The 20,871-nt window shown below is 54.2% G+C and carries 22 protein-coding genes and 2 tRNA genes; 10 read left to right on the top strand and 14 right to left on the bottom strand.

Going from position 1 to position 20,871, the window contains the following annotated elements; all coding sequences use genetic code 11:
* Nucleotide 1: 1 nt before the first annotated feature.
* From KORM41_RS21715 to KORM41_RS06050, 3 genes are all read right to left on the bottom strand, one after another.
* Nucleotides 2-778 (bottom strand): septal ring lytic transglycosylase RlpA family protein, encoded by a 777-nt coding sequence (locus KORM41_RS21715; protein WP_156431912.1) that lies wholly within the window; start codon nucleotides 776-778, stop codon nucleotides 2-4.
* 6 nt (nucleotides 779-784) lie between these two features.
* Nucleotides 785-1,861 (bottom strand): lytic murein transglycosylase, encoded by a 1,077-nt coding sequence (locus tag KORM41_RS06055; protein WP_082719788.1) that lies wholly within the window; start codon nucleotides 1,859-1,861, stop codon nucleotides 785-787.
* A gap of 180 nt (nucleotides 1,862-2,041) precedes the next feature.
* Nucleotides 2,042-2,117 (bottom strand) — tRNA-Lys (locus KORM41_RS06050).
* A 165-nt stretch (nucleotides 2,118-2,282) separates the two neighbouring features.
* Between KORM41_RS06050 and KORM41_RS06045 the strand changes: the two genes are divergently transcribed.
* Nucleotides 2,283-3,764 (top strand): alpha/beta hydrolase, encoded by a 1,482-nt coding sequence (locus KORM41_RS06045; protein WP_082719787.1) that lies wholly within the window; start codon nucleotides 2,283-2,285, stop codon nucleotides 3,762-3,764.
* Here the strand turns inward: KORM41_RS06045 and tgt are convergent, their stop codons facing one another.
* From tgt to coaD, 4 genes are all read right to left on the bottom strand, one after another.
* Nucleotides 3,765-4,907, bottom strand: a complete 1,143-nt coding sequence (gene tgt / locus KORM41_RS06040; RefSeq protein ID WP_068146053.1) for a tRNA guanosine(34) transglycosylase Tgt — start codon at nucleotides 4,905-4,907, stop codon at nucleotides 3,765-3,767.
* A 3-nt stretch (nucleotides 4,908-4,910) separates the two neighbouring features.
* The gene (gene queA, locus KORM41_RS06035) at nucleotides 4,911-5,945 is read right to left on the bottom strand and encodes a tRNA preQ1(34) S-adenosylmethionine ribosyltransferase-isomerase QueA (protein WP_068146050.1); all 1,035 of its coding nucleotides are present in this window, start codon (nucleotides 5,943-5,945) and stop codon (nucleotides 4,911-4,913) included.
* Nucleotides 5,946-6,042: 97 nt separating this feature from the next.
* On the bottom strand, nucleotides 6,043-6,531 hold the full coding sequence (locus KORM41_RS06030) for a peptidylprolyl isomerase (protein WP_231727165.1): 489 nt from the start codon (nucleotides 6,529-6,531) through the stop codon (nucleotides 6,043-6,045).
* Between the two features lie 75 nt (nucleotides 6,532-6,606).
* Entirely contained in the window at nucleotides 6,607-7,122 is a 516-nt protein-coding gene (gene coaD, locus KORM41_RS06025) for a pantetheine-phosphate adenylyltransferase (RefSeq protein ID WP_068146044.1), read from the bottom strand.
* Nucleotides 7,123-7,248: 126 nt separating this feature from the next.
* Here coaD and KORM41_RS06020 point away from each other — a divergent pair, with 126 nt between their 5' ends.
* On the top strand, nucleotides 7,249-7,884 hold the full coding sequence (locus KORM41_RS06020) for a LysE family translocator (protein WP_068146040.1): 636 nt from the start codon (nucleotides 7,249-7,251) through the stop codon (nucleotides 7,882-7,884).
* Nucleotides 7,885-7,943: 59 nt separating this feature from the next.
* Here the strand turns inward: KORM41_RS06020 and gyrA are convergent, their stop codons facing one another.
* Nucleotides 7,944-10,706 (bottom strand): DNA gyrase subunit A, encoded by a 2,763-nt coding sequence (gyrA, locus tag KORM41_RS06015; RefSeq protein WP_068146037.1) that lies wholly within the window; start codon nucleotides 10,704-10,706, stop codon nucleotides 7,944-7,946.
* 275 nt (nucleotides 10,707-10,981) lie between these two features.
* Here gyrA and KORM41_RS06010 point away from each other — a divergent pair.
* Nucleotides 10,982-11,071: transfer RNA gene (locus tag KORM41_RS06010), tRNA-Ser, on the top strand.
* Nucleotides 11,072-11,198: 127 nt separating this feature from the next.
* Nucleotides 11,199-11,651, top strand: coding sequence for a hypothetical protein (locus KORM41_RS06005; RefSeq protein WP_068146034.1), 453 nt, complete (start codon nucleotides 11,199-11,201; stop codon nucleotides 11,649-11,651).
* 4 nt (nucleotides 11,652-11,655) lie between these two features.
* Here KORM41_RS06005 and KORM41_RS06000 read toward each other — a convergent pair whose 3' ends face one another.
* A complete protein-coding gene (locus KORM41_RS06000; protein ID WP_068146031.1) occupies nucleotides 11,656-12,234 on the bottom strand; it encodes a glutathione S-transferase family protein in 579 nt (192 codons plus the stop codon).
* A gap of 247 nt (nucleotides 12,235-12,481) precedes the next feature.
* Here KORM41_RS06000 and KORM41_RS05990 point away from each other — a divergent pair, with 247 nt between their 5' ends.
* From KORM41_RS05990 to KORM41_RS05975, 4 genes are all read left to right on the top strand, one after another.
* Entirely contained in the window at nucleotides 12,482-12,820 is a 339-nt protein-coding gene (locus KORM41_RS05990) for a P-II family nitrogen regulator (RefSeq protein WP_068146026.1), read from the top strand.
* Between the two features lie 13 nt (nucleotides 12,821-12,833).
* Complete coding sequence (locus KORM41_RS05985) at nucleotides 12,834-14,195, top strand: ammonium transporter family protein (protein ID WP_068146023.1); 1,362 nt, start codon at nucleotides 12,834-12,836, stop codon at nucleotides 14,193-14,195.
* Nucleotides 14,196-14,378: 183 nt separating this feature from the next.
* A complete protein-coding gene (locus KORM41_RS05980; protein WP_068146019.1) occupies nucleotides 14,379-15,461 on the top strand; it encodes a ferritin-like domain-containing protein in 1,083 nt (360 codons plus the stop codon).
* 307 nt (nucleotides 15,462-15,768) lie between these two features.
* Nucleotides 15,769-16,110 carry a TraR/DksA family transcriptional regulator gene (locus KORM41_RS05975; protein ID WP_068146016.1) on the top strand — a complete coding sequence of 114 codons (342 nt, stop codon included), beginning with the start codon at nucleotides 15,769-15,771 and terminating at the stop codon, nucleotides 16,108-16,110.
* A 5-nt stretch (nucleotides 16,111-16,115) separates the two neighbouring features.
* Here KORM41_RS05975 and KORM41_RS05970 read toward each other — a convergent pair whose 3' ends face one another.
* Together KORM41_RS05970 and KORM41_RS05965 are read right to left on the bottom strand one after the other, a co-directional pair.
* Complete coding sequence (locus KORM41_RS05970) at nucleotides 16,116-16,403, bottom strand: chorismate mutase (RefSeq protein WP_082719786.1); 288 nt, start codon at nucleotides 16,401-16,403, stop codon at nucleotides 16,116-16,118.
* Between the two features lie 123 nt (nucleotides 16,404-16,526).
* On the bottom strand, nucleotides 16,527-17,384 hold the full coding sequence (locus KORM41_RS05965) for a tetratricopeptide repeat protein (protein WP_082719785.1): 858 nt from the start codon (nucleotides 17,382-17,384) through the stop codon (nucleotides 16,527-16,529).
* Between the two features lie 163 nt (nucleotides 17,385-17,547).
* On the opposite strand from KORM41_RS05965, the gene KORM41_RS05960 reads away from it, so the two are divergent.
* Entirely contained in the window at nucleotides 17,548-17,730 is a 183-nt protein-coding gene (locus KORM41_RS05960; protein ID WP_068146006.1) for a hypothetical protein, read from the top strand.
* A 120-nt stretch (nucleotides 17,731-17,850) separates the two neighbouring features.
* Here the strand turns inward: KORM41_RS05960 and KORM41_RS05955 are convergent, their stop codons facing one another.
* On the bottom strand, nucleotides 17,851-18,729 hold the full coding sequence (locus tag KORM41_RS05955) for a squalene/phytoene synthase family protein (RefSeq protein ID WP_068146002.1): 879 nt from the start codon (nucleotides 18,727-18,729) through the stop codon (nucleotides 17,851-17,853).
* A 146-nt stretch (nucleotides 18,730-18,875) separates the two neighbouring features.
* Between KORM41_RS05955 and KORM41_RS05950 the strand changes: the two genes are divergently transcribed.
* Nucleotides 18,876-19,463: a urate hydroxylase PuuD gene (locus KORM41_RS05950; RefSeq protein ID WP_068145999.1), complete on the top strand. Its 588-nt coding sequence runs from the start codon at nucleotides 18,876-18,878 to the stop codon at nucleotides 19,461-19,463.
* Between the two features lie 77 nt (nucleotides 19,464-19,540).
* Here the strand turns inward: KORM41_RS05950 and KORM41_RS05945 are convergent, their stop codons facing one another.
* On the bottom strand, nucleotides 19,541-20,164 hold the full coding sequence (locus KORM41_RS05945) for a superoxide dismutase (RefSeq protein WP_068145996.1): 624 nt from the start codon (nucleotides 20,162-20,164) through the stop codon (nucleotides 19,541-19,543).
* 105 nt (nucleotides 20,165-20,269) lie between these two features.
* Nucleotides 20,270-20,863 carry a gamma carbonic anhydrase family protein gene (locus KORM41_RS05940; protein WP_082719784.1) on the bottom strand — a complete coding sequence of 198 codons (594 nt, stop codon included), beginning with the start codon at nucleotides 20,861-20,863 and terminating at the stop codon, nucleotides 20,270-20,272.
* Between the last annotated feature and the right edge of the window lie 8 nt (nucleotides 20,864-20,871).

Here is a 20,871-nt window from a genome sequence, read left to right as displayed (position 1 = left end):
CTCATCGCGTCGATTCAGTAAAAATTCGGGCCTCATAAAACCCATCCGCTACAATTCGGTCAAGCTTCTCTTCAGCCAGAAGCATTTCAATGAAGGGGCCAACGCGGACCCGCCAAAGCATCCGGCCGTTGGATGCAGACTGTTCGATCTTTGCCTCGTGCCCCCGTCCGCGAAGCCGGCGTGCCTGGATTTCAGCGTTTTCGCGCTGGCTGTATGCGCCAACCTGAATGAAATGCGCGTCGCTTGTTACTGCGGTGCTTGCTGTCTGCGTCCTTGGCAGTTTCGGCGGACGGCCATGCTCGTCAACGGCTTGTACGCGCACCTTTGTAACGCCCTGCTTGTCGAAACCCAGAAGCTGGGCCCCTCGGCGTGAGATATCAATGATCCTGCCCTTGACGAATGGCCCGCGGTCATTCACCCGCAGGATGATGGTACGCCCGTTCTCCAGGTTGGTGACCTTGACATAGGTTGGCAGCGGCAATGTCTTATGTGCCGCCGTCAGGGCGTTCATATTATAGATTTCACCGTTGGCGGTTTTCTTGCCGTGGAAATCACGTCCATACCAGGATGCATACCCTACTTCATCGTAGTTTGGCTGCTCTGCCGGCGTATACCACACTCCAGCTATCTTGTAAGGCTTGCCTACCTTCCGCTCCACACCTTGGCTGCCACGCGGTAATTCATCATTCTGAGGCATGCCGCGACCAATAGGGCGCATCGATGACGAACAACCCGCCAGTAAGGCGCTCATGGTGAGAAGAAGAAGGAGATTACGCATGATGGATCAATCCTTCGCGATCACGTCAGAAAGAAGGCCAACCGCCAGCGCATATTTGAAGGATGGGTTATAGCGCATGACGGAGCAGAAATTCCGGTAAACCAGATATCCTTCATCGTCTCCTTCATCCCCTACGATAAGCGCTGCCGGAATTGAGCGTGGCGGCAGGTCCTTGCCATTCAGGCGACGGACCCCCAGGGCTTGCCAGTCCTGCAGGTCACGCCAGACACCCATGCTTTTATAAGCCGCACACCAGCTGTCTGGCTTCAGGCCGTCCGTCTGTGCGCCTTGAAGCGATACCTCGCCGCCTTTGGGCAGCTTTACCTTGCGGCCCCAGGTCTGGTCGTCTTGCCAGCCGTAGGAATTCAGGTAATGGGCAATGGAGGCAAAGACATCAGGCTTGCTGGTCCAGATATTTGGTGAACCGTCACCGTCATGGTCGACAGCAAACTTGAGATAGCTTTCCGGCATGAACTGAGGTTGGCCCATGGCGCCAGCCCAGGAACCCTTCATCAGGTCAAACTCTGCGTAGCCTTTGTCTAGGATTTCAAGTGCTGCAAACAATTCGCGGCGGAAGCGCGTGGCCCGGCGCTTGTCGTATGCGAGCGTCGCAACAGCATCAAAAACGGAGTAACTTAGTGGCACTGTGCCATAGTTGGTCTCAATGCCCCAGATTGCTGCAATGAAGCGAGGCTGAACACCAAAGCGCTGTCCTGCGGAGCGCAGCGCTTCGCCGTGCTCTTTCATCATCAGGGCGCCCTTTTCCTTGCGCCACTCGCTAACACGGCTTTTCAGGTAAAGCGCATATGTCTGTTTGACTTCGGGTTGGTTGCGATCCCGCTTGATGACGCGCTCTACGGGCACGATTGTTGGCAAAACCTGATCAAGCGTATCAGCCTTGATCCCTCGCTCCAGCGCCTCTGTCCGGACTCCTTCAAGCCAGCTTTTAAAAGCGGCATCCTGTGCGGGCTGTGGAACGGCTGCAGCGGCAGACGCGGCATCGTCAGATGCAAAACTGGCATGTGAGACGGTTAGTGACAGGAAAATTCCCAGGACAGACTTCAAAACACGCCGCTTATGCATCGTTTATACCGCTCCCTTTTCAACTATAATGCGTGGGTAGACTTTAGGCTGTCCTACCCCTGAAAGACAAGTCGAGAAAGGCGGCTTTTTCGAGGCAATTTCAAATATTTCACTGGAAAAGGGCTTGTGGCGGGCAAAACGAAAAAAGGCTAGCGATGTTTCACGCTAGCCTTTCCGAATTGGTGAGCCCGACAGGGTTCGAACCTGTGGCCTACTGATTAAAAGTCAGTTGCTCTACCAGCTGAGCTACGGGCCCTCACACAAATGTTCGTCGGAGCGTTTCCCCCGGGAACGCGGCGGAACATAGGGGCATCATTCCTGACCGTCAAGCAAAAGTGTCACCTAAAATGAAATTTTTCTGACACCCCTTCTCCGCACCCCGGAATTGCGCCGATCTCAAAGGCAGGATAAGCTGATTTTCATGAATAAATTTATAATGGCCGCAGCTTCACTCTTATATTTTTTTTCAGTTGCGCTTCATGGCGTCGCAGCATCCCCCGGGACTGATCTTGGTCAGCTACAACCGTGTGATGAGACGTTTTTGCTCAAAGCCCGGTCTGGCGAGCTGTGCAGGCCTGCGGGTAGTTTCTTCGATGTTTACGTTTTCATGTCAGAGGAGGCTGAAAAAACTGCGCGACCGCCTGTGCTCTACCTATTGGGCGGTCCAGGCAGTTTAGCAGTGCCCCAGACGAAGAGATTTGCAGCCTTGGCTGAGAAAACACAGCGTGTGATTCTGGTCCCAGCCGTGGCGGACGGCTTGCTGCACCTGGATTGCAAAAGCGACGGCGCGTCTGACGCTGTTTGGGGGATCGCTGCAAAAGCTGAAGAAGCCATTGTCTATGGCAGAAAGCAGCAGGCGGCCAAGCTGGATGCTTGTCTTTCAAGGGTGCGTGAGGCCTTGGATAATGGCTCCTTTGACCCGCCCGGCACCCTCATCACTGCTGGCCAGTTATATGGTTTGCGCGAAAAACTGGGCATACAGGGCTGGCACCTGTTTGCCGAATCATATGGCGCCAGAGTGTCGCTTGCGCTGGCAACACTAGACCGGACAGGGACCTTGTCCCAAACACTTGATTCACCCGAAACCCCATGGGTGGATGGCTTCTGGCATGCGGGACGTAATTTCTTCAATGCCTTGAAAGAACTAAGCAGTTACTGCCGCAGCCATTTCTACTGCCCAGCCAAGCGAGGCCGGCTTGAGCGGGATTTGCTTCGCGGAATTGCCCAGCAGAATGCAGCGACTGCCGCGCCAGTTGCACTGAAGAACATCATAACAGGCCAAATTGCTGCCTATGCGAAGCCAACGCGGGAGCAACTTTTAATAAGTAGCTTCCATGCGCTCAGAACCCCTGCCCGTGCTGCCATACTACCCTACATCGGATCATCACCAGAAAATATGCGGGAACGCTTTGGTTTGCTGCTGGACCAGTTGCTCTTTCCGGGTGATGGATTGAATACGGGTATGCACCATCTGATACGGTGCAGCGAACTACCGATGGCAATCTGGTATCGCGCGCTTGAAGACGACAGGCTTGAGTACCCCGAGATGGCACCTTTTCTGAGTTACCTTGCATGGCGCCAGCAATACGCATGTAACGCCATTGCGGTAACGCCGCCAGAGGCGTTCCAGATGCCGGACCTCCCAAGAGTTCCGTCGCTGGTCCTGAGCGGCGAGCTTGACCCGGTCACGCCGCCGTCAGTGGTGGAAACGGCATTCCGTGGCTCGAGCTCGTATTTCATAAGGCGCTACCGCGCGTTGGGGCATGTCACGCACGCGCAAAAGGAGTGTGTGATGGAAGATGTCTTATTCTTCTGGGAATCGCCATCAAGCCCGCCCAAACGCTCTGCATGCAGCAGCGATGATCTCGCGCTCAGGTTCTATTCTCCGGTGGTTGTCCGCTGATCAGAGCGGGTCAATATCGCCCAGTGCATAGGTGGCCCGAAAATTGTTGGCATGGTCGGTCAGGCGACCGTCTGTGATAGCTTGCCTCAGGCCTGCCATGAGATCCTGATAGAATTGGAGGTTATGCCATGTCAGCAGCATGGCTCCCAGAATTTCACCTGCACGGATCAGGTGGTGTACGTAAGCACGACTATACTGGGTGCAAGCCGGGCAAGCACATCCTTCCTGAATGGGGCGCATATCGTCCTTGTGGCGGGCGTTTTTCATATTGATGGCGCCGCGCCAGGTGAAGCCCTGCCCCGTGCGCCCGGAGCGGGTGGGCATGACACAGTCGAACATATCAATACCACGCTCAACGGCGCCGACGATATCGTCAGGCTTGCCAACGCCCATCAGGTAGCGCGGTGTTTCTTTCGGCATGCGAGGCATAGTGAAATCCAGGACCTTGAACATCATGTCCTGGCCTTCGCCGACAGCAAGACCGCCTACGGCATAGCCGTCGAAGCCTATCTCCTGAAGTGCATCGATCGAACGGAAGCGAAGGTCTTCATAGACGCTGCCTTGCACAATACCAAACAACGCCGAGCGCGCCGCATGGTCCGAACCGCTGTCGAAGCCGTCACGGGACCGCCGCGCCCAGCGCATGGACAGCTCCATGGACTGCCTGGCCTGGTCTTCTGTGGCCGGATACGGCGTGCATTCATCGAAGCACATCACAATGTCAGATCCTAGCAGGCGCTGGATTTCCATGGATCGCTCCGGCGTCAGCAAGATCTTGCTACCATCCAAATGCGACTGGAAGGTCACGCCTTCTTCACTCATTTTCCGGAGCTGAGTCAGTGACATAACCTGAAAGCCGCCGCTATCCGTCAGGATCGGACGGTCCCAGTTCATGAATTTATGGAGCCCACCCAGTTTGTGCACGCGCTCAGCTGTTGGGCGCAGCATCAAATGGTAGGTGTTGCCCAGCAGGATATCGGCGCCGGTGGACCTCACACTTTCTGGCATCATCGCCTTTACGGTACCGGCCGTACCGACCGGCATAAAGGCAGGCGTGCGAATTTCGCCTCGCATCATCTGTATGGTGCCGGCCCGTGCTGCGCCATCGGTTGCGTGGATGTCATATTTGAAGCGTTCAGCCATAGATCACCTGATTTCCGGGTACAACAAGCTGCTGTCCCCATATGAATAGAACCTATATTCTGCCGCGATAGCGTGCGCGTAGGCCGCTTTCATTGTCTCCAGCCCAGCGAAGGCCGAAACCAGCATAAAGAGCGTTGATTTCGGCAGGTGGAAGTTGGTCATCAGCAGATCCACGCCCTTGAAGTGGTAGCCAGGCGTGATGAAGATGTCGGTGTCTGCCGAAAATGGATGAATGATTCCATCTTCCGCGGCGGCACTTTCAAGAAGCCGAAGCGACGTGGTGCCCACGGCGACTATGCGACCACCTTTGGCACGGGCCTCATTCAGAGCTGTAGCGACTTCGGGCGTGATTTCACCCCACTCGCTGTGCATCTTATGATCTTCCGTGCGGTCGGCCTTAACTGGCAGGAAGGTTCCGGCCCCTACATGGAGGGTTACCGTTTGGCGTTGCACGCCTTTGGCATCTAGGGCCGTGAGCAATTCTGGGGTGAAATGGAGGCCAGCTGTCGGCGCCGCTACTGCGCCGTCCTCGCGGGCAAAGACAGTCTGGTAGTCTGACTTGTCACGTTCATCCACCCCTCGCTGCGAAGCAATATAGGGAGGCAGAGGCATGACACCATGAGTTTCAAGGGCTGCGGTCATTGCCGCAGGGTCTACATCGAACTTGAGGGTTCGTTCGCCGTCTTCGCCAACATGGATCACTTCCGCTTGGAGGCCTGCGAAATCCAGCATATCGCCGAGCCGACATTTTTTGGCGTTCTTGGCAAACACCCGCCAGGTGGTGGCGTCTTCGCGTTTATGCAGGGTCACTTCAATCTTGGCTTCGCCGCGCTTGCCAGTCAGGCGCCCGGGAATTACGCGGGTATCGTTCGTAACCAATACATCTTTGTCTGTCAGCCGGTCCACTAGGTTTTTGACACCCTCGTCTATGAGTTTGCCATTGTCGACAATAAGCATACGGGCCGCATCGCGCGGCTCTACGGGCCTAAGTGCGATCCGGTCTTTCGGCAGGTCAAAATCGAAAACGTCTACATCCATGGAGCGGGCTTTTATCGGAACTTGGCGGAAAGGACAAGCGGCAACAAAAAAGGCACCCCAAAGAGGTGCCTTCTAAAGAGTGCGGATCTAACGCGCCCTATTCTTCAACGTCCGCTGCAACCTGCATTCGAACGATCTTGCTTGGATTGGCCGGTGGCTCGCCGCGATTGAGCATATCCACATGTTCCATGCCTGCGACAACCCGGCCCCAGGCGGTGTATTCGCCATCAAGGAATGCCGAGCGATTGAAACAGATGAAGAACTGGCTATCTGCACTATCTGGGGATGCGGCCCGCGCCATGGATACTGTCCCGCGCAGGTGCGGCAGGTCATTAAACTCTGCGGGGATGTTCTGGCCGGAACCGCCAACGCCGGTCCCCAACGGGTCGCCGCCCTGAGCCATGAAGCCTTCAATGACACGGTGGAACACAAGGCCGTCATAGAAGCCGTCGCGCACCAATTGCTTGATGCGCTCCACGTGTTTTGGGGCCTTGTCCGGGCGCATGGCGATCACCACGCGGCCAGTTTCCAAATCAAGATAAAGGGTATTTTCCTTATCCAGTTCCATTGCATTAGAGTCGTTCATGAAGCCCACCATCATTGCTAGTAAAATCAGAATTCGTTTCATTTTAGATACTTCTGTTCGCTGAAACCTTGACCATTAGGCCCGCTTTGACTCAGCGACACGTTTAACCACGGCCGCTGCAACGTCTGCAGGTACAAAGCTCTTGATATTGCCGCCATAGCGCGCCACTTCTTTCACGAGACGTGACGCAATGGTCTGGTACCGGGGGTCGGCCATCAGGAAGACGGTCTCGATATCAGGATTTATCTGATAGTTCATGCCAGTCATCTGGAATTCATACTCAAAATCCGCTACGGCGCGCAGGCCACGAATGATGATGGAGGCATTCACCCGCTCTGCAAAGTGCATCAGCAGCTCATCGAACTGCACCACTTCAAACTCCACGGCTGCAGCTTCTGCCATTGGCCTCGCACCGGCATCAACCATTGCCACTCGTTCTTCCAGTGTAAATAACGGATCTTTACTAGGATTGGTGGCCACACCAATAACCATTTTGTCGACAAGGCGCAGGCCGCGCTTGATAATGTCGAGGTGCCCGTTAGTGATTGGATCGAACGTGCCAGGATATACGCCTATACGCTGTTTTGTCACAGCTACTCCCCAAGAAAAAGTCTTGCAATATGGTTGCTTGCCAGCAACATTCCCGAAACTGCCCCAAAAAACAAGGGCCAAGTGCCATTTAGAGCACAATCGTACGCTGTCGAGGAAGATTTTGCCATGGCTCTGCCCGTTGACCCGCTTCTTTTCTGGCTATTTCTTGGCGCTGTGACGCTGCTGGTGCTGACACCTGGGCCGATTGTAAGCCTGATAATCGCCGAAACCTTGAATGAAAGCCCGAAACATGGCCTTGCGGTTGTGGCAGGCGCCGAAGTGGTTGGCATCATTATGCTGTCGGTCTATCTGCTTGGGTTTTCAGCGATTATCGAGTTCCTGTCGGACGATGTTCTCAGTGCGGTGCGCTATGGCGGCGCAGCATATCTGGCCTATTTGGCATTCAAATCGTTCCGCAAAAGCGATGTAGGCGCTGACCCGAAGAAAATTGTGGTCGAACGCACGCCCGGAAAGGCCTTCACGGCGGCGATTGCGGTTGCGGCGACCAATCCAAAAGCCATTTTGTTTTTTGCGGCTTTTTTCCCACAGTTTATATCGCCTGACTTGCCGGTGATGCCGCAATTGATCACTCTGTCTGTCGCGTTTGCTATCCTTGCCCCGTTTCTGGACTGTATCTGGGTTTTGGCAGCCACTGGGGCGCGAGAGGTACTGAAGCGCAAGGGTTCAGTTTCCCTGATAAGCAAGATTTCAGGCACGATCCTGGCGGTAGGAGCTTGTGCGCTTCTCCTGATCAATAGTTAAACGCCCGATCCTCCATGTGAAGACCGGGCGTTAATAAATTGATCTAGATGAATAATGTCTTATTCAGCCTCAGGTTCTTCAGGCGCTTCTGTGGCACCTGACTCAGCCTCAGTACCCTCGACTTCAGCCGTGCCATCAGCGCCTTCTTCAACGTCTTCATCCTCTTCAGATTCCTGAAGTTTGGCTACCGACACAATCGTTTCACCATCAGCCACCTTGAAGAGTGTCACCCCCTTGGTGTTCCGCGAGGCAATTCGAACATCATGAACCGGCGTACGGATCAGCTTGCCATGGTCGGTAACCATCATAATCTGCTCGTCGTCGGTAATCGGCGATGCCATCACAACGTCACCGATCTGTTTCCGCAGGCGCTCATCAGAAGGCACATTCCAAATGCCCTGACCACCACGACCGGTCAGACGGTATTCATGGCTTGAGGTGCGTTTACCAAAGCCCTGGTTAGTCACGGTAAGAATAAACTGCTCTGTGGCCTGCAGTTCCGCCATCCTTTCGTCTGAAAGCGTTTGCTCGCCGGGCTCGGTCTTCCACGGCGCTGCCTTAAGATACGCATCGCGTTCTTCAGTCGTGGCATCTGTGCCGTTGATCACCTTCATCGATACGACTTCGTCACCCTTACCGAACTTCATGCCGCGAACACCGGTGGATGTCCGGCCCGCGAACAGGCGAACGTCTGTTGCCTTGAAGCGGATCGCGCGGCCTTTTTTGGCCGCCAGAAGCACGTGGTCGTCTTCAGTGCAGACATCCACACCGATCAGCTTGTCATCGTCATCTGAGAACCGGATAGCAATCTTACCGTTCGACATAACATTGGAGAAGTCGGAAAGTTTGTTGCGCCGAACATTGCCAAAGGCTGTCGCGAACATGACCTGCAGCTCGCCCCAGGTATCTTCATCCTCTGGAAGCGGAAGAATTGTCGCGATGGTTTCGCCCTGCTTCAGTGGGAGCAGGTTGATCACCGGCTTACCTTTCGACTGCGGGTTACCAAGCGGCAGCTTCCACACCTTCATTTTGTATACCTGGCCGAGGTTCGAGAAGAACAGCACCGGCGTGTGGGTATCGGCAACGAAGACGGTGGAAAGGAAATCCTCATCCTTCGTCTGCATGCCGGAGCGCCCTTTCCCGCCGCGGCGCTGAGCCCGGTATGTGGCCAGCGGTACGCGTTTGATGTAACCGCTCTGTGTAACTGTTACGACCATATCTTCGCGTGCGATCAGGTCTTCATCATCGAAGCCTGTGATGGCGTTCATATCGATCTCAGTGCGTCGGTCGTCGCCAAATTCCGCACGAACCGCTTCAAGCTCACCGCGCAGCACTTCGTAAAGCTTCACGCGGGACTGAAGGATTTCGAGATATTCGCGGATCTTCAGTGCCAGTTCTTCCAGCTCTCCGCCGATTTCGTCGCGACCGAGGGCGGTCAGGCGGTGCAGGCGGAGGTCAAGAATCGCCTTGATCTGAGCTTCAGACAGCTGGTAGGTGCCATCATCGTTCAGGTGGCTCATCTCGTTGATCAGCTCAAGATACGGCAGGATTTCTGTTGCGTCCCATTTGCGGGCTGCTAGGGCCTCGCGTGCAGCAGCAGGCGACGGTGCTGTTCGGATTGTCGCCACTACTTCATCAATGTTGGCAACCGCTGTCACAAGGCCGAGCATGATGTGCGCGCGGTCGCGTGCCTTGCCCAGTTCGAATTTGGTGCGGCGGGTGATTACTTCCTCGCGGAAGTCGATAAAGGCCTGCAGCACACGCTTGAGCGAAAGTTGCTCTGGCCTGCCCCCATCCAGCGCCAGCATATTGATGCCGAAGCTGGTTTGAACCGGGGTGAAACGGTACAGCTGGTTCAGGATTACATCTGCCACGCCGTCGCGCTTCAGCTCAACCACCACTCGTACACCGTCGCGGTCGGATTCGTCCCGGATATCCGAAATGCCCTCAATGCGTTTCTGCTGAACGCATTCGGCGATCTTTTCGATCATCGAGGATTTGTTCACCTGGAACGGGATCTCGGTGATCACGATGGCCCAGCGGTCCTTGCGGATCTCCTCAACATGGGTGCGGCTGCGGATTGTGATAGAGCCCTTGCCGGTTTCATAAGCCTGGCGAATGCCGCCAACGCCCATGATAATGCCGCCCGTAGGGAAATCGGGGCCCTTGATGTGTTCCATCAAGCCCATTGCGTCGATGTCCGGATTGTCGATCACGGCAAAAACACCGTCGATCACTTCCCGCAGGCTGTGCGGCGGAATGTTTGTCGCCATACCTACCGCAATACCGGTGCCACCATTTACCAGCAGGTTCGGGAAGCGGGCGGGCAGAACAATCGGTTCGTGCTCGCTTTCGTCATAGTTAGGCTGGAAGTTCACGGTATCCTTGTCGATATCCGCAAGGATCATCGAGGAAACCTTGTCCATCCGGGCTTCGGTGTACCGCATGGCCGCCGCGCTATCGCCGTCCATGGAGCCAAAGTTACCCTGGCCGTCCACAAGAGGCGCGCGCATGGAGAAGTCCTGCGCCATCCGCACCAAGGCGTCATAAATCGCGCTATCGCCGTGCGGGTGGTATTTACCCATCACGTCACCAACGATACGTGCCGACTTGCGGAATGGCTTGTTCCATTCATAGCCTTGTTCGTGCATGGAGAAGAGAATCCGGCGGTGTACCGGCTTCAGGCCGTCCCGCACGTCCGGCAGTGCCCTCGATACAATTACGCTCATAGCGTAATCGAGGTATGATGCCTTCATCTCATCTTCGATGGTGATTGGCTGGATATCCCGCTCTTCCGGCGTAATGGGTGTGTTGTCGCTCACCAGCTTCAGCCCCTTGATTATGCAGCGCTAATAAAAGCAGCCGCGGTCCCCGAAACAAATATAAACTCAAATATATAGTCAGCCCACCGACAGGTACCCCCGATATATGGTGTGGCCGGACAGACTTGTCTAACAAGTAAGAGCCCCATGTGCAAGGCGCGAAGCCGCCTTTTCCACAGGCTTTTTATCCCAGAAACAATTTTCGTAATAATTGGGCTGGACGGACAGGAAAACAGTCGCTAAAAAGCGTCCCTGTTTTCGACTTATCACCATCTGGGCAGGTGGCAGAGCGGTTGAATGCACCGGTCTTGAAAACCGGCAAGGGTGCAAGCCCTTCGTGGGTTCGAATCCCACCCTGCCCGCCAATAAAAAGGTCACCCCATGGGTGGCCTTTTTTTGTTCTGATCCTCATTATTCTGACGCATTTATTCAGCCGATGTTCAGGCGCGCCTGACATAATGGCGTCATACAGCAACCGATGAAGGTAAGGTCATGAAGAAGACAACGATGACAACAAGCCTGATTATGGGCGTGGCAGCCAGCCTTTCTGGCCCAGCAGCCGATGCGGCCAGCCAAGAGGAAATCTGCAGCTATTATGGGAATGTGGGTGCTGCAGCGATAGACTTTCTGATGCCACTTAAGTTTTCAGAAGTTGTTGAAATGGTTTCCGGCAAGAACAAGGAGTTGCTGGAAGGCATGGCCAAGGCCGTGGAACGAAAAGGCAACCCTGAGGTCAAGGCCTCTATCAACAATATGGGTGATGGGTCGCTTGAACTGATGGGTGAAGCGGCGGGGCTACACGGCTTCCAGTTGGTTATGACGGGCCAGGCTACCAGCGGGCAGGAAGTCTTCGGCATTCTCACCAGCCGCTGTATGCAGTCGGGCCCCAATAATATCATCGAGGCCCAGCGCCGAGCTAGGGCACTGCAGCAGCCCTCCAATTGATTGATCAGCTGGTTAACCTGCTTTTGACCCGTTGGAGCCATGCCTGAACGGCGGGCCGGGTTTCAAGGCTAAATCCGCCCTCTTCCGCGAACTGGGTATAGGCTACGAGTGCGACATCCGCGAGCGACAAGGTGTCACCGAGCAGATAATCTTGCTGACTAAGCTGGAGTTCCATCCGGTCAAGCGCGGCATCGCCCTTGCTGACCAGAGTCTGATCGATCTCGGATCGCGGAACACCTTTAAGGGCCACCAGGAAGCGGACCACAGCAATCGCTGGCTCATGGCTGTATTGTTCCCAGAAAAGCCATTCATCCATCTTGGCCTGCTGCCAGTCGTCGGAGGGAATCAGGCCGCTATCACGCGCTAGATATCTTATGATAGCGTTCGATTGTGACAGTATCCGACCATCATCAAACACGACCGTCGGAATCTGGCCGGCTGGATTAATAGCCAGAAAGTCTGGCGTGCGGGTGAAACCTGACAGGACATCAACCTCCTCCCATTCATATGGCATTTTCAGATAGTCACAGACGTACTTTACCTTCAGGCAGTTGCCGGATCGGCTATCACCGTAAACTTTCATTGATTCCTCCTGTCGTTAGGTGGCTATAGATTACCAGCCGAAAGGCAACGGCTAACGCGATATTTCCCCTTGCCTTTATTAAGCTCAGCTATATGCACAAATTTTGTGCAATCGATATTTTTTGTGCATAAATTGTCGCCAGCAATTTTCATAAAGAAGCTGAAACCGTTGCTATACTTATATTTCAAGAACTGGCACGGAACCTGCTGATAGAGCTCCCGAACGAGACCAACCATAGGGAGTTGTCATGAAATACATCATCGCGATCATTAAGCCGCACCGGCTTGATCCAGTTCGGGATGCCCTGGCTGAAATCGGCATCAACGGTATGACCGTTACCGAAGTCCAGGGCTATGGGCGCCAGCGCGGCCAGAAAGAAATTTATCGTGGTGCCGAATATGAAGTTCATTTTCTGCCCAAAGTAAAACTCGAGGTCGCCACCGACGACGCTGTAGCGGCGCAAGCCATCGAGGCCATCCAGCAAAGCGGTCACACTGGCCAAATCGGCGACGGCAAGATTTTCGTGCTCGACCTCAATCAGGTGATCCGTATCCGGACCGGCGAAACAGACTCGGCTGCGCTTTAAGGGAGTATTATCAATGTTTGAAAAATCGACACTCAAAAAGCTGGCCCTAGTTGGCCTCGGTGCGACGCTGATGACCGTTCCCGCAAGGGCCGAAGTCACTGGCGAGACCGCCTTTATCTTTAATACACTTCTGTTCCTGATCGGCGGCTTCCTGGTTATGTGGATGGCAGCCGGCTTCGCTATGCTTGAAGCGGGCCTAGTTCGCTCCAAGAATGTTGCGGAAATCTGCCTCAAGAATGTTACGCTATATGCGCTGGCGAGCCTGATGTGGATGCTGATGGGTTATAACCTGATGTATTCAGGCGTCGACGGTGGCTATTTCGGCACCTTCTTCTCGCTCTGGTCGCCTGACGACGCAGCCGCATTGGCAGAAGGTGCACAACATGACCCATCAGGTTATGCTGCCGGTTCAGACTTCTTCTTCCAGATGGTGTTCGTTGCCACCACAGCTTCGATCGTCTCTGGTACGGTTGCTGAGCGCATCAAGCTCTTTCCGTTCCTGATCTTCACGGCTGTTCTGGCGGGTATCATCTATCCGATCCAGGGTTCCTGGGAATGGGGCGGCGGCTGGCTGAACTCCGAAGGGTTTGCAAGTGCATTCGGTGCGGAGTTCTCTGATTTCGCGGGTTCAACCCTCGTTCACTCTGCTGGCGGTTGGGCGGCTCTTGTTGGCGCCATCATCCTCGGCCCACGTCTTGGTCGCTATTCGGCTGAAGGTAAGGTTCGCCCGATGCCTGGCTCCAGCCTGCCGCTCGCTACTCTGGGCACCTTCATTCTTTGGCTCGGCTGGTTCGGCTTTAACGGTGCGTCTCAGCTCGCTCTCGGCACAGCTGGCGACAGCATCGCGGTATCCAACATCTTTGTTAATACCAACATGGCAGCTGCCGGCGGTGCTATTGCCGCAATGCTGACCACCAAGCTGGTCTACAAGAAGGTTGACCTTTCCATGGTGCTGAACGGTGCGCTTGCTGGTCTGGTTTCCATCACGGCAGAGCCACTGACGCCAGAGCCATGGTCTGCATCGCTGATTGGTGCCTTCGGTGGCGTATTGGTGGTGTTTGCCGTGCCATTCTTCGACAAGCTCAAGATCGATGATGTTGTCGGTGCGGTGTCCGTTCACCTCGTTTGCGGCATTTGGGGGACGCTTGCGGTCGCCCTGACCAACTCAGACACTACGTTCCTGGCTCAGTTGATGGGTGTTCTTGCAATCGGTGCTTTCGTTGTGATCGCAAGCGGCATCGTCTGGTACGCACTCAAGCTCACCATCGGCATTCGTCTTGACGAATCTGACGAGGAACTGGGCACAGACCTCGCTGAACTGGGCCTCGAGGCCTACCCAGAGTTCGGCAAAGGCTCGCAGAAGCTTAGCTTCTAAGGCCTTAAACTCTTTAACCTCGGAGCCCTTCTCTCCCTGGTAACCTTGGCAGTCGCGGGATTTCGCGGCTGCCTTTTTTATACCGACTTTATTGACAATATTGTCATTACTATTGCTAGGCGTGGGATTCTTTACTAGACTTCCTCGTCTATAAATGTGCGGGATGATGGAGGGATGTATCCGATGGCACTGGACCCAATTTACGCGGCAGCACTTGAAGATTGTTCCTGGGATGTGCCCCAGGACTATGACGCCTTGTTCAACTGGAATTATAGCGACGAGCGGAAAGATCTGCTTGGGCTCTATAACAAAGGCAAGAGCATGCAGTGGGATACGGAATCCCGCATCGACTGGTCGCACGAACTGGACCCGGACGACCCTCTAGGCATTCCTATTGAGCTGTTTCCGCTCTATGGCGCTGACTTCTTTATGAAGATGTCCCGTAAGGAACAAGGCGAGGCACGCCGGCACCAGGCAGCCTGGAGCAACAGCCAGTTCCTGCATGGCGAACAAGGCGCGCTGATTTGCAGCGCCAAAATCGTGACAAACGTCCCGGATATGGAAGCCAAATTCTATGCATCCACCCAGGTGATGGATGAAGCGCGCCATGTGGAGACATACAAGAAACTGGTTGAAAAAATCGGCCTTGCCTACCCAATCACCGGCCCGCTGAAGACACTTCTGGATCAAGTATTGCGCGACAGCCGTTGGGATATGACCTACCTGGGAATGCAAGTGGTGATCGAAGGGTTGGCACTTGCTGCATTTTCCAACATCCGTGATCACAGCACAGATCCTTTGGCCTCGGCCGTGAACGCCTATGTCATGCAAGATGAAGCGCGGCATGTAGCTTTTGGGCGCCTGGCCCTTCGCGATTACTACCCAGAGCTGACACAGGCTGAGCGGGACGAACGAGAAGAATTTCTGATCGAGGCTTGCTACCTGATGCGCGACCGGTTCCAGAACAAAGAAGTTTGGGAAAACCTCGGTTTTCCGATGAAGGAATGCCTTGAATTCCTGGAGAACAGCCAGGGTATGCAAATGTTCCGCACCAATCTGTTCAGCCGTATTGTGCCCGTGGTAAAAGATATAGGCTTGTGGGGTGACAAGATTCAGCACGCTTACGGCCAGATGGGTATCCTGGGCTTTGCCAACATCGATATCGACGCCATGCAGGCGAATGACATGGCTGTGGCGGATGAACATGATGCGCGCCGGAAGCATGTTGAAGAAACGATCGCTGCTGGAAAATCGGCCGCCGAGTAAAATATCAGCTGAAATTTGGCAATAAGAAACCCAGAGGGCGATGGGGGTAAGCCCTCTGGGTTAGGTAACGTCCGGCCAAGGCCGAATTAGTCGTTACAGATATATAATACAGTAGGCTTTCGGCCTTTTCCAAGACAAATATTTCATCGATCATTCAATAGCTTGGCGGGGATTTATTCCTGACCAAATGGGCAGGTTGACTGAACTCGAAAAAAATGAAGCAAAATACAACCTTACGGCTGCCAGAAAATAACAATCCTCAATTTGAACTAGAAACAATATTCATCTTCTGCCTATTGTATTTTTCATGATCAGAAGCGAAAAAAAATCCTCTTATTGGCGCAACAAGCTCAACCATTTGCGTCAGGACCTCGAATCTCTCAATCAGGATGCTCTTGAAGGTCGTCAGGCCGTTGAGCTTGACCAGTCGCGCGTAGGCCGCCTGTCGCGCATGGATGCCTTGCAAAGCCAGGCCATGAATAATGCCATTGCGGAACGTCGTCAGGCCACCCTGCTACGCATAGAAGCGGCTCTGGCCCGCCTGAACGAAGACGAATATGGATATTGCCTGGTTTGTGGCGATGAAATTCCGGAAAAACGGTTGGAGCTCGACCCTACCGTCAGTACGTGCACTAGCTGCACTAAATAGCGGCCTCAACCTTCACTTACATCCTGGTGGGCCATATCCCAGACGCCAAATTCGTGATTGATGCTCCATTCGATCAAATGGCGATAGATATCCTCGATGTAGGATTGGTTACCGGACTGCTGCTCTGCCACTGATTTGGCTTTAGAGACCACGTCCTCAACACGCCAGTTATCGCGAACAGCGCTCCGATTGGGTTTGATATGACCAGCTTGTGCAATATACTGCAGGCGTTCCAGGAGGAGCGGCACGATCAAACGGTCGACCCGGTCGATCTCTTCTCGCACTTCAGCCATTGTCTTGCACTGTTTCACTGCGTTTCCTTCACTATTGAATGCTTCCGCCGGGCCTTCGGCAAAGCTTCCATAGACGCCTCGACCGGTTCATTCAAGGGTACATTTTGTCTCGAGGGATGGATGTTATCGCTGCATGATATCGCGAGGCAGATGGTCAAACATCAAAAGGGCTGCCTGCTCTTGCTTTGTAAGACGTGGCAATAGATCGAAAGCGATACGCATGGTCTCGAAGCCGGATTGATCCGTCGCGCCGCCGGCAATGACCGTTGCTGCTTTTTTTTGGCCCGATAGAGCGTAAACAAAGGCAAGCGAGCGTTTGCCAGAAGACACACCGCCGGGCGTATCCATGGTTTTCTGCAAAAGTGCGACAGCCGTTTCAAACTCGCCTTCCAGTGCGAATGAAAGCGCCATGTTGCGGATTGCTGCCGGATGGCTGGGCGCCAAGGCCAGCGCACGATCCAACAGCAGTCTGGCGCGTCGCGCGTTCCCAGTAACTTGTGCTAGCTGGCCGGCAAGGATCAATTGCGTCAGGTCATTGGTTTCTGTCGTCACCACCTCGGATAGCGTTTTATCGGCGAGGCTGTAGTCAGCCCGCATGATGGCCACATCAACTTGGGTTAGCTTCAGTTCAGTGGTGCTAGGATAGCGACGTGCAAGGTCATCCAGAATAGCCTGTGCCTGATTTAAGCGGCCGGTTTTTGCCAAGACCCTAGAGATACCAAGGTTAGCCGACATCAAATTCGGGTCAGCCGCTGCCGCTTGAGTGAAGAGATTGTAAGCACCTTCAAGATTGCCTGCGCGCTCAAACCCTTCTGCAACAGTAACAAGCCCTGCCGGGTTTTCGCTTGCTAAGGTGTTGCGCGCCCGTGCGGACACAGGCCCTTCGCCGTGGTTCACTCTTTTTTCTGGGCCTGATGCGGCACAAGCCGCCAGAAGCAATAAAGGTATAAATTTGATTCGGTTGGATAAAATTTTAGACATTTTGCCCCCGGTTTTGGCCTTGCGTGACCGAAAATAGCAGACCCTATGCCTTTAAAAAGCACTGAATCGTCGAATATTTGCTGTCCGGCATCATTTCATGTATAGTCTTAATCGCTGAGAAAGCGCGTGTCATGGGTATTCACGCGTAGTTGGAGCAGAAAAAATGGACATTCAAGGAACAGCCAATACCAACGCTGCCGCGATTGCGGGGCAAGGTCGGTCTGGGGCGCTTGAGTCTGCTGCCACCGAACGCAAAAGTGCGGAAGATTCCGAAATTGAACGGAAAGAAATTGAACCTTCCGATACTGGCGCTGGCGTTGGCGAAAAGGTAGACATACAAGCGTAGTTTAGGCAGAACGCCGGACTTCTATTGAAAATGGTAATGAGCCTGCAATTGATTTTGCGGGCTTTTAGTGCATCCGATAAATCAGGGTCAATTTAGCGCAGGTATCCGTCTAATCGGTACTTAACCCCAGAACTGGTATTTCATAAGCGCCAAAAGCTTCCTGGCGTTTCCGGGAAGGCGTTCATCCAATGACATCAAATCGTCCCCTACCCGCTTGGCCGCCCTTAGCTCCAATTCAGTCAGCGGAACCAGCCCAAGAACAGTCCGGAGCGCTGCGTCCCGACGGGCATCGGGCAGCGCGTCACGCAGGTTCGCGATATCACTCTCCAATGACGCCAACAGTTTTCGAACCGTGGGCAGGACTGCACTGACCATATTCTCTGCCTGTTGGGCTGGCCTGCCAGCAGCATCGCTCAGCAAGCTCTGCCAATCACTTGAAGGGGTTGCGAGTTCATGTGGCAATGCCCGAACTGTCCCCATCAGGCTCCAGGCCCTGCCCGCGGCTTGTGCCAGATCAAGTTGGCTAGCGCCTGCATCCGCATTCAGGATGAGCAGCATAGCTGCATTAAGCACTCCACCCGTGCCGTCTGCGTGCTTCCGGATACTGGCAAGGGTCACCTGTTCGCCGCCAAAATCATCAGACCAGGTATCGATGATGGCATCCAGATGACGCCTGATCGCCAAAAAGTCATGGATTTCATGCGCCAGGGCCTCAACGACTGGATGCGCGCGCGGCGTGCCTGCAGCAATACCTTCCAGTGCTTCCCGCCACCACTGCAGCCGGATTTCGCCAAGCATGGCTTCGCTTACGACGGCTCGGGTCTTGCTGACCTCCTGATTGAAGGCAATCAGGGCCCAGATACCGGGACGTTTGTTCGCGGACGCCAGCAAGCTGATATAATATCGTTCGGGATCATGTTCCCGCGCCTGTTGCCGGCAATAGTCGATGTTTTGCAGCTGGTTTTTCATGGCGCGCACCATGGCCCCAGTGTCCGGCATTTGCAACAGAATTTGCCCGTATTGTTGACGGCGGCGCCTACGCCCTTGGCCGGGCACACTATTGTTTTCTTGTTAAACCTATACTCAAACGGTAGGATTTAGCCGGGACGACTTTTAAATTGCTCGAGAAAAAGGGGAGCTAGGAAATGGGAAAGATTCTCGAATCTCTGCAAAATACAGTGATCGCGGGCTTTGTGCTTCTGATCATCGTTATTGCTGTAATGACTAAAGGATTTGCCGGCGTTGACTTTGACCCGGCCTTCTTCGCACGCTATATCCACGTGCTCGCAGGTGTTATGTGGATCGGCCTGCTTTGGTATTTCAACTTCGTTCAAATACCGACGATGCCGTCAATTCCGGACGAGCAGAAACCAGCCATTGGCAAGCATATTGCGCCGAAAGCTCTTTGGTGGTTCCGTTGGGGGGCCATGTTCACACTGCTTAGTGGCCTTTGGCTGGCGTCTGAGAACGGCTATATCGTTGATGCCCTGACATTGGCCGAAGGCGCACGGTCTATCGGTATTGGCATGTGGATGGCGATCATCATGTGGTTCAACGTCTGGTTCGTGATCTGGCCAAACCAGAAGATTGCGCTAGGCATTGTCGAAGCCGATGCTGACGCCAAACCAGCCGCAGCCCGTAAGGCGATGCTTTTCAGCCGCACGAACACTCTGCTGTCTATCCCGATGCTTTATTGCATGGTTAGTGGCCAAAATGGTGGCGCAGGTTGGTAAGTCATCCGCACCAATCAGTTACAGAAAAGGGCCGGAATACCGGCCCTTTTTTTTGTTTATCGCTGTAGGTTATTCGCCTATTCAGCCGCCTTCTTCGCTTGCGCAGCCACGAGGTTCTCAGCTGCAAAGGACCAGTTCACAAGGCTTGAAAGGAAGGTTGCGATATAATCTGGGCGACGGTTCTGGAAGTCCAGATAGTAAGCATGTTCCCAGACATCCATGGTCAGCAATGGCGTTTGGCCGTCTGTCAGCGGGCATTCAGCGTTCAGCGTTTTAACAACCTTCAGGCTGCCGTCTTTATCAAGAACAAGCCACGCCCAGCCTGACCCGAACTGGGTAGCGCCAGCGGTCTTGAAAGCGTCAACAAAGGCATCGAAGCTACCGAAGTCAGCATCGATCTTGTCAGCAAGTGCACCTTCAGGTTTGCCGCCACCGTTTGGCGCCATGGAATGCCAATAGAAAGTATGGTTCCAGATTTGGGCTGCATTGTTGAAAATGCCAGCTTTAGACGCATCGCCTGCCGTTGCCACCATGATGTCTTCGAGGCTCTTACCTTCAAATTCGGTGCCCGCCACCAGGTTGTTCAAGTTTGTGACATAGGCATTGTGGTGTTTGCCATGGTGGAAACCAAGGGTCTCAGCCGAAATATGCGGCTCAAGGGCGTCCTGTGCATATGGCAGTGCGGGAAGTTCAAAGCTCATGGGGAGATACCTCTTTGGTAAGAATTACGTTAAAACATAAAGAGTTGCATGGCTTAGCTAATGCAAACCAAGCCCCATTTCAATGGCTGTGGAGTGAATTTTTCTTTACGGATAGGGGTGATCGGCTTGTTCGCCGCCGGCATCCTTTTCATGCTGCACGGCCAGAAGACGATAATGCTCGGCCATGCTGCGGTTTTTGGCAATTTCAGCCGCCGTAAGCTTGCGCATGAACTTGGCAGGTGATCCCGCCCAAAGTTCCCCGCACCGCACGACCTTTCCGGGTGTCAGCATGGCGCCAGCTGCCAGCATGCCGTCACTTTCGATGACGGCATTATCCATGACAATGGCGCCCATGCCGACAAACGCATTATCCATAAGGGTACATCCATGCAGCATGGCCTTATGGGCCACCAGAACATCCCGGCCTATGGTTGTTGGGTATGTACGTGTGGAGACATGCACTACAGTACCGTCCTGGATGTTGCTGCGCGCACCAACGCGGATCTGGTTTACGTCGCCTCGCAGGACACAGTTGTGCCAAATGCTTGCGCCCTCGCCGATCTCCACGTCGCCGACGATTTGAGCGCCATGAAAAACAAAGCTGCCAGCCCCAAGAACGGGCCACTTGCCTTTAAAAGGCGTCAGGCGCCCACTCAAATGAGTGTCGCGGTATAGCGGCGTCTCTAGTGCGTCTCCCATCGCTATTG

It is taken from the genome of Kordiimonas lipolytica (assembly GCF_001550065.1).
The sequence above is the reverse complement of the archived record's forward strand: the minus strand, read 5'-3'. Positions and strand labels throughout refer to the sequence as shown.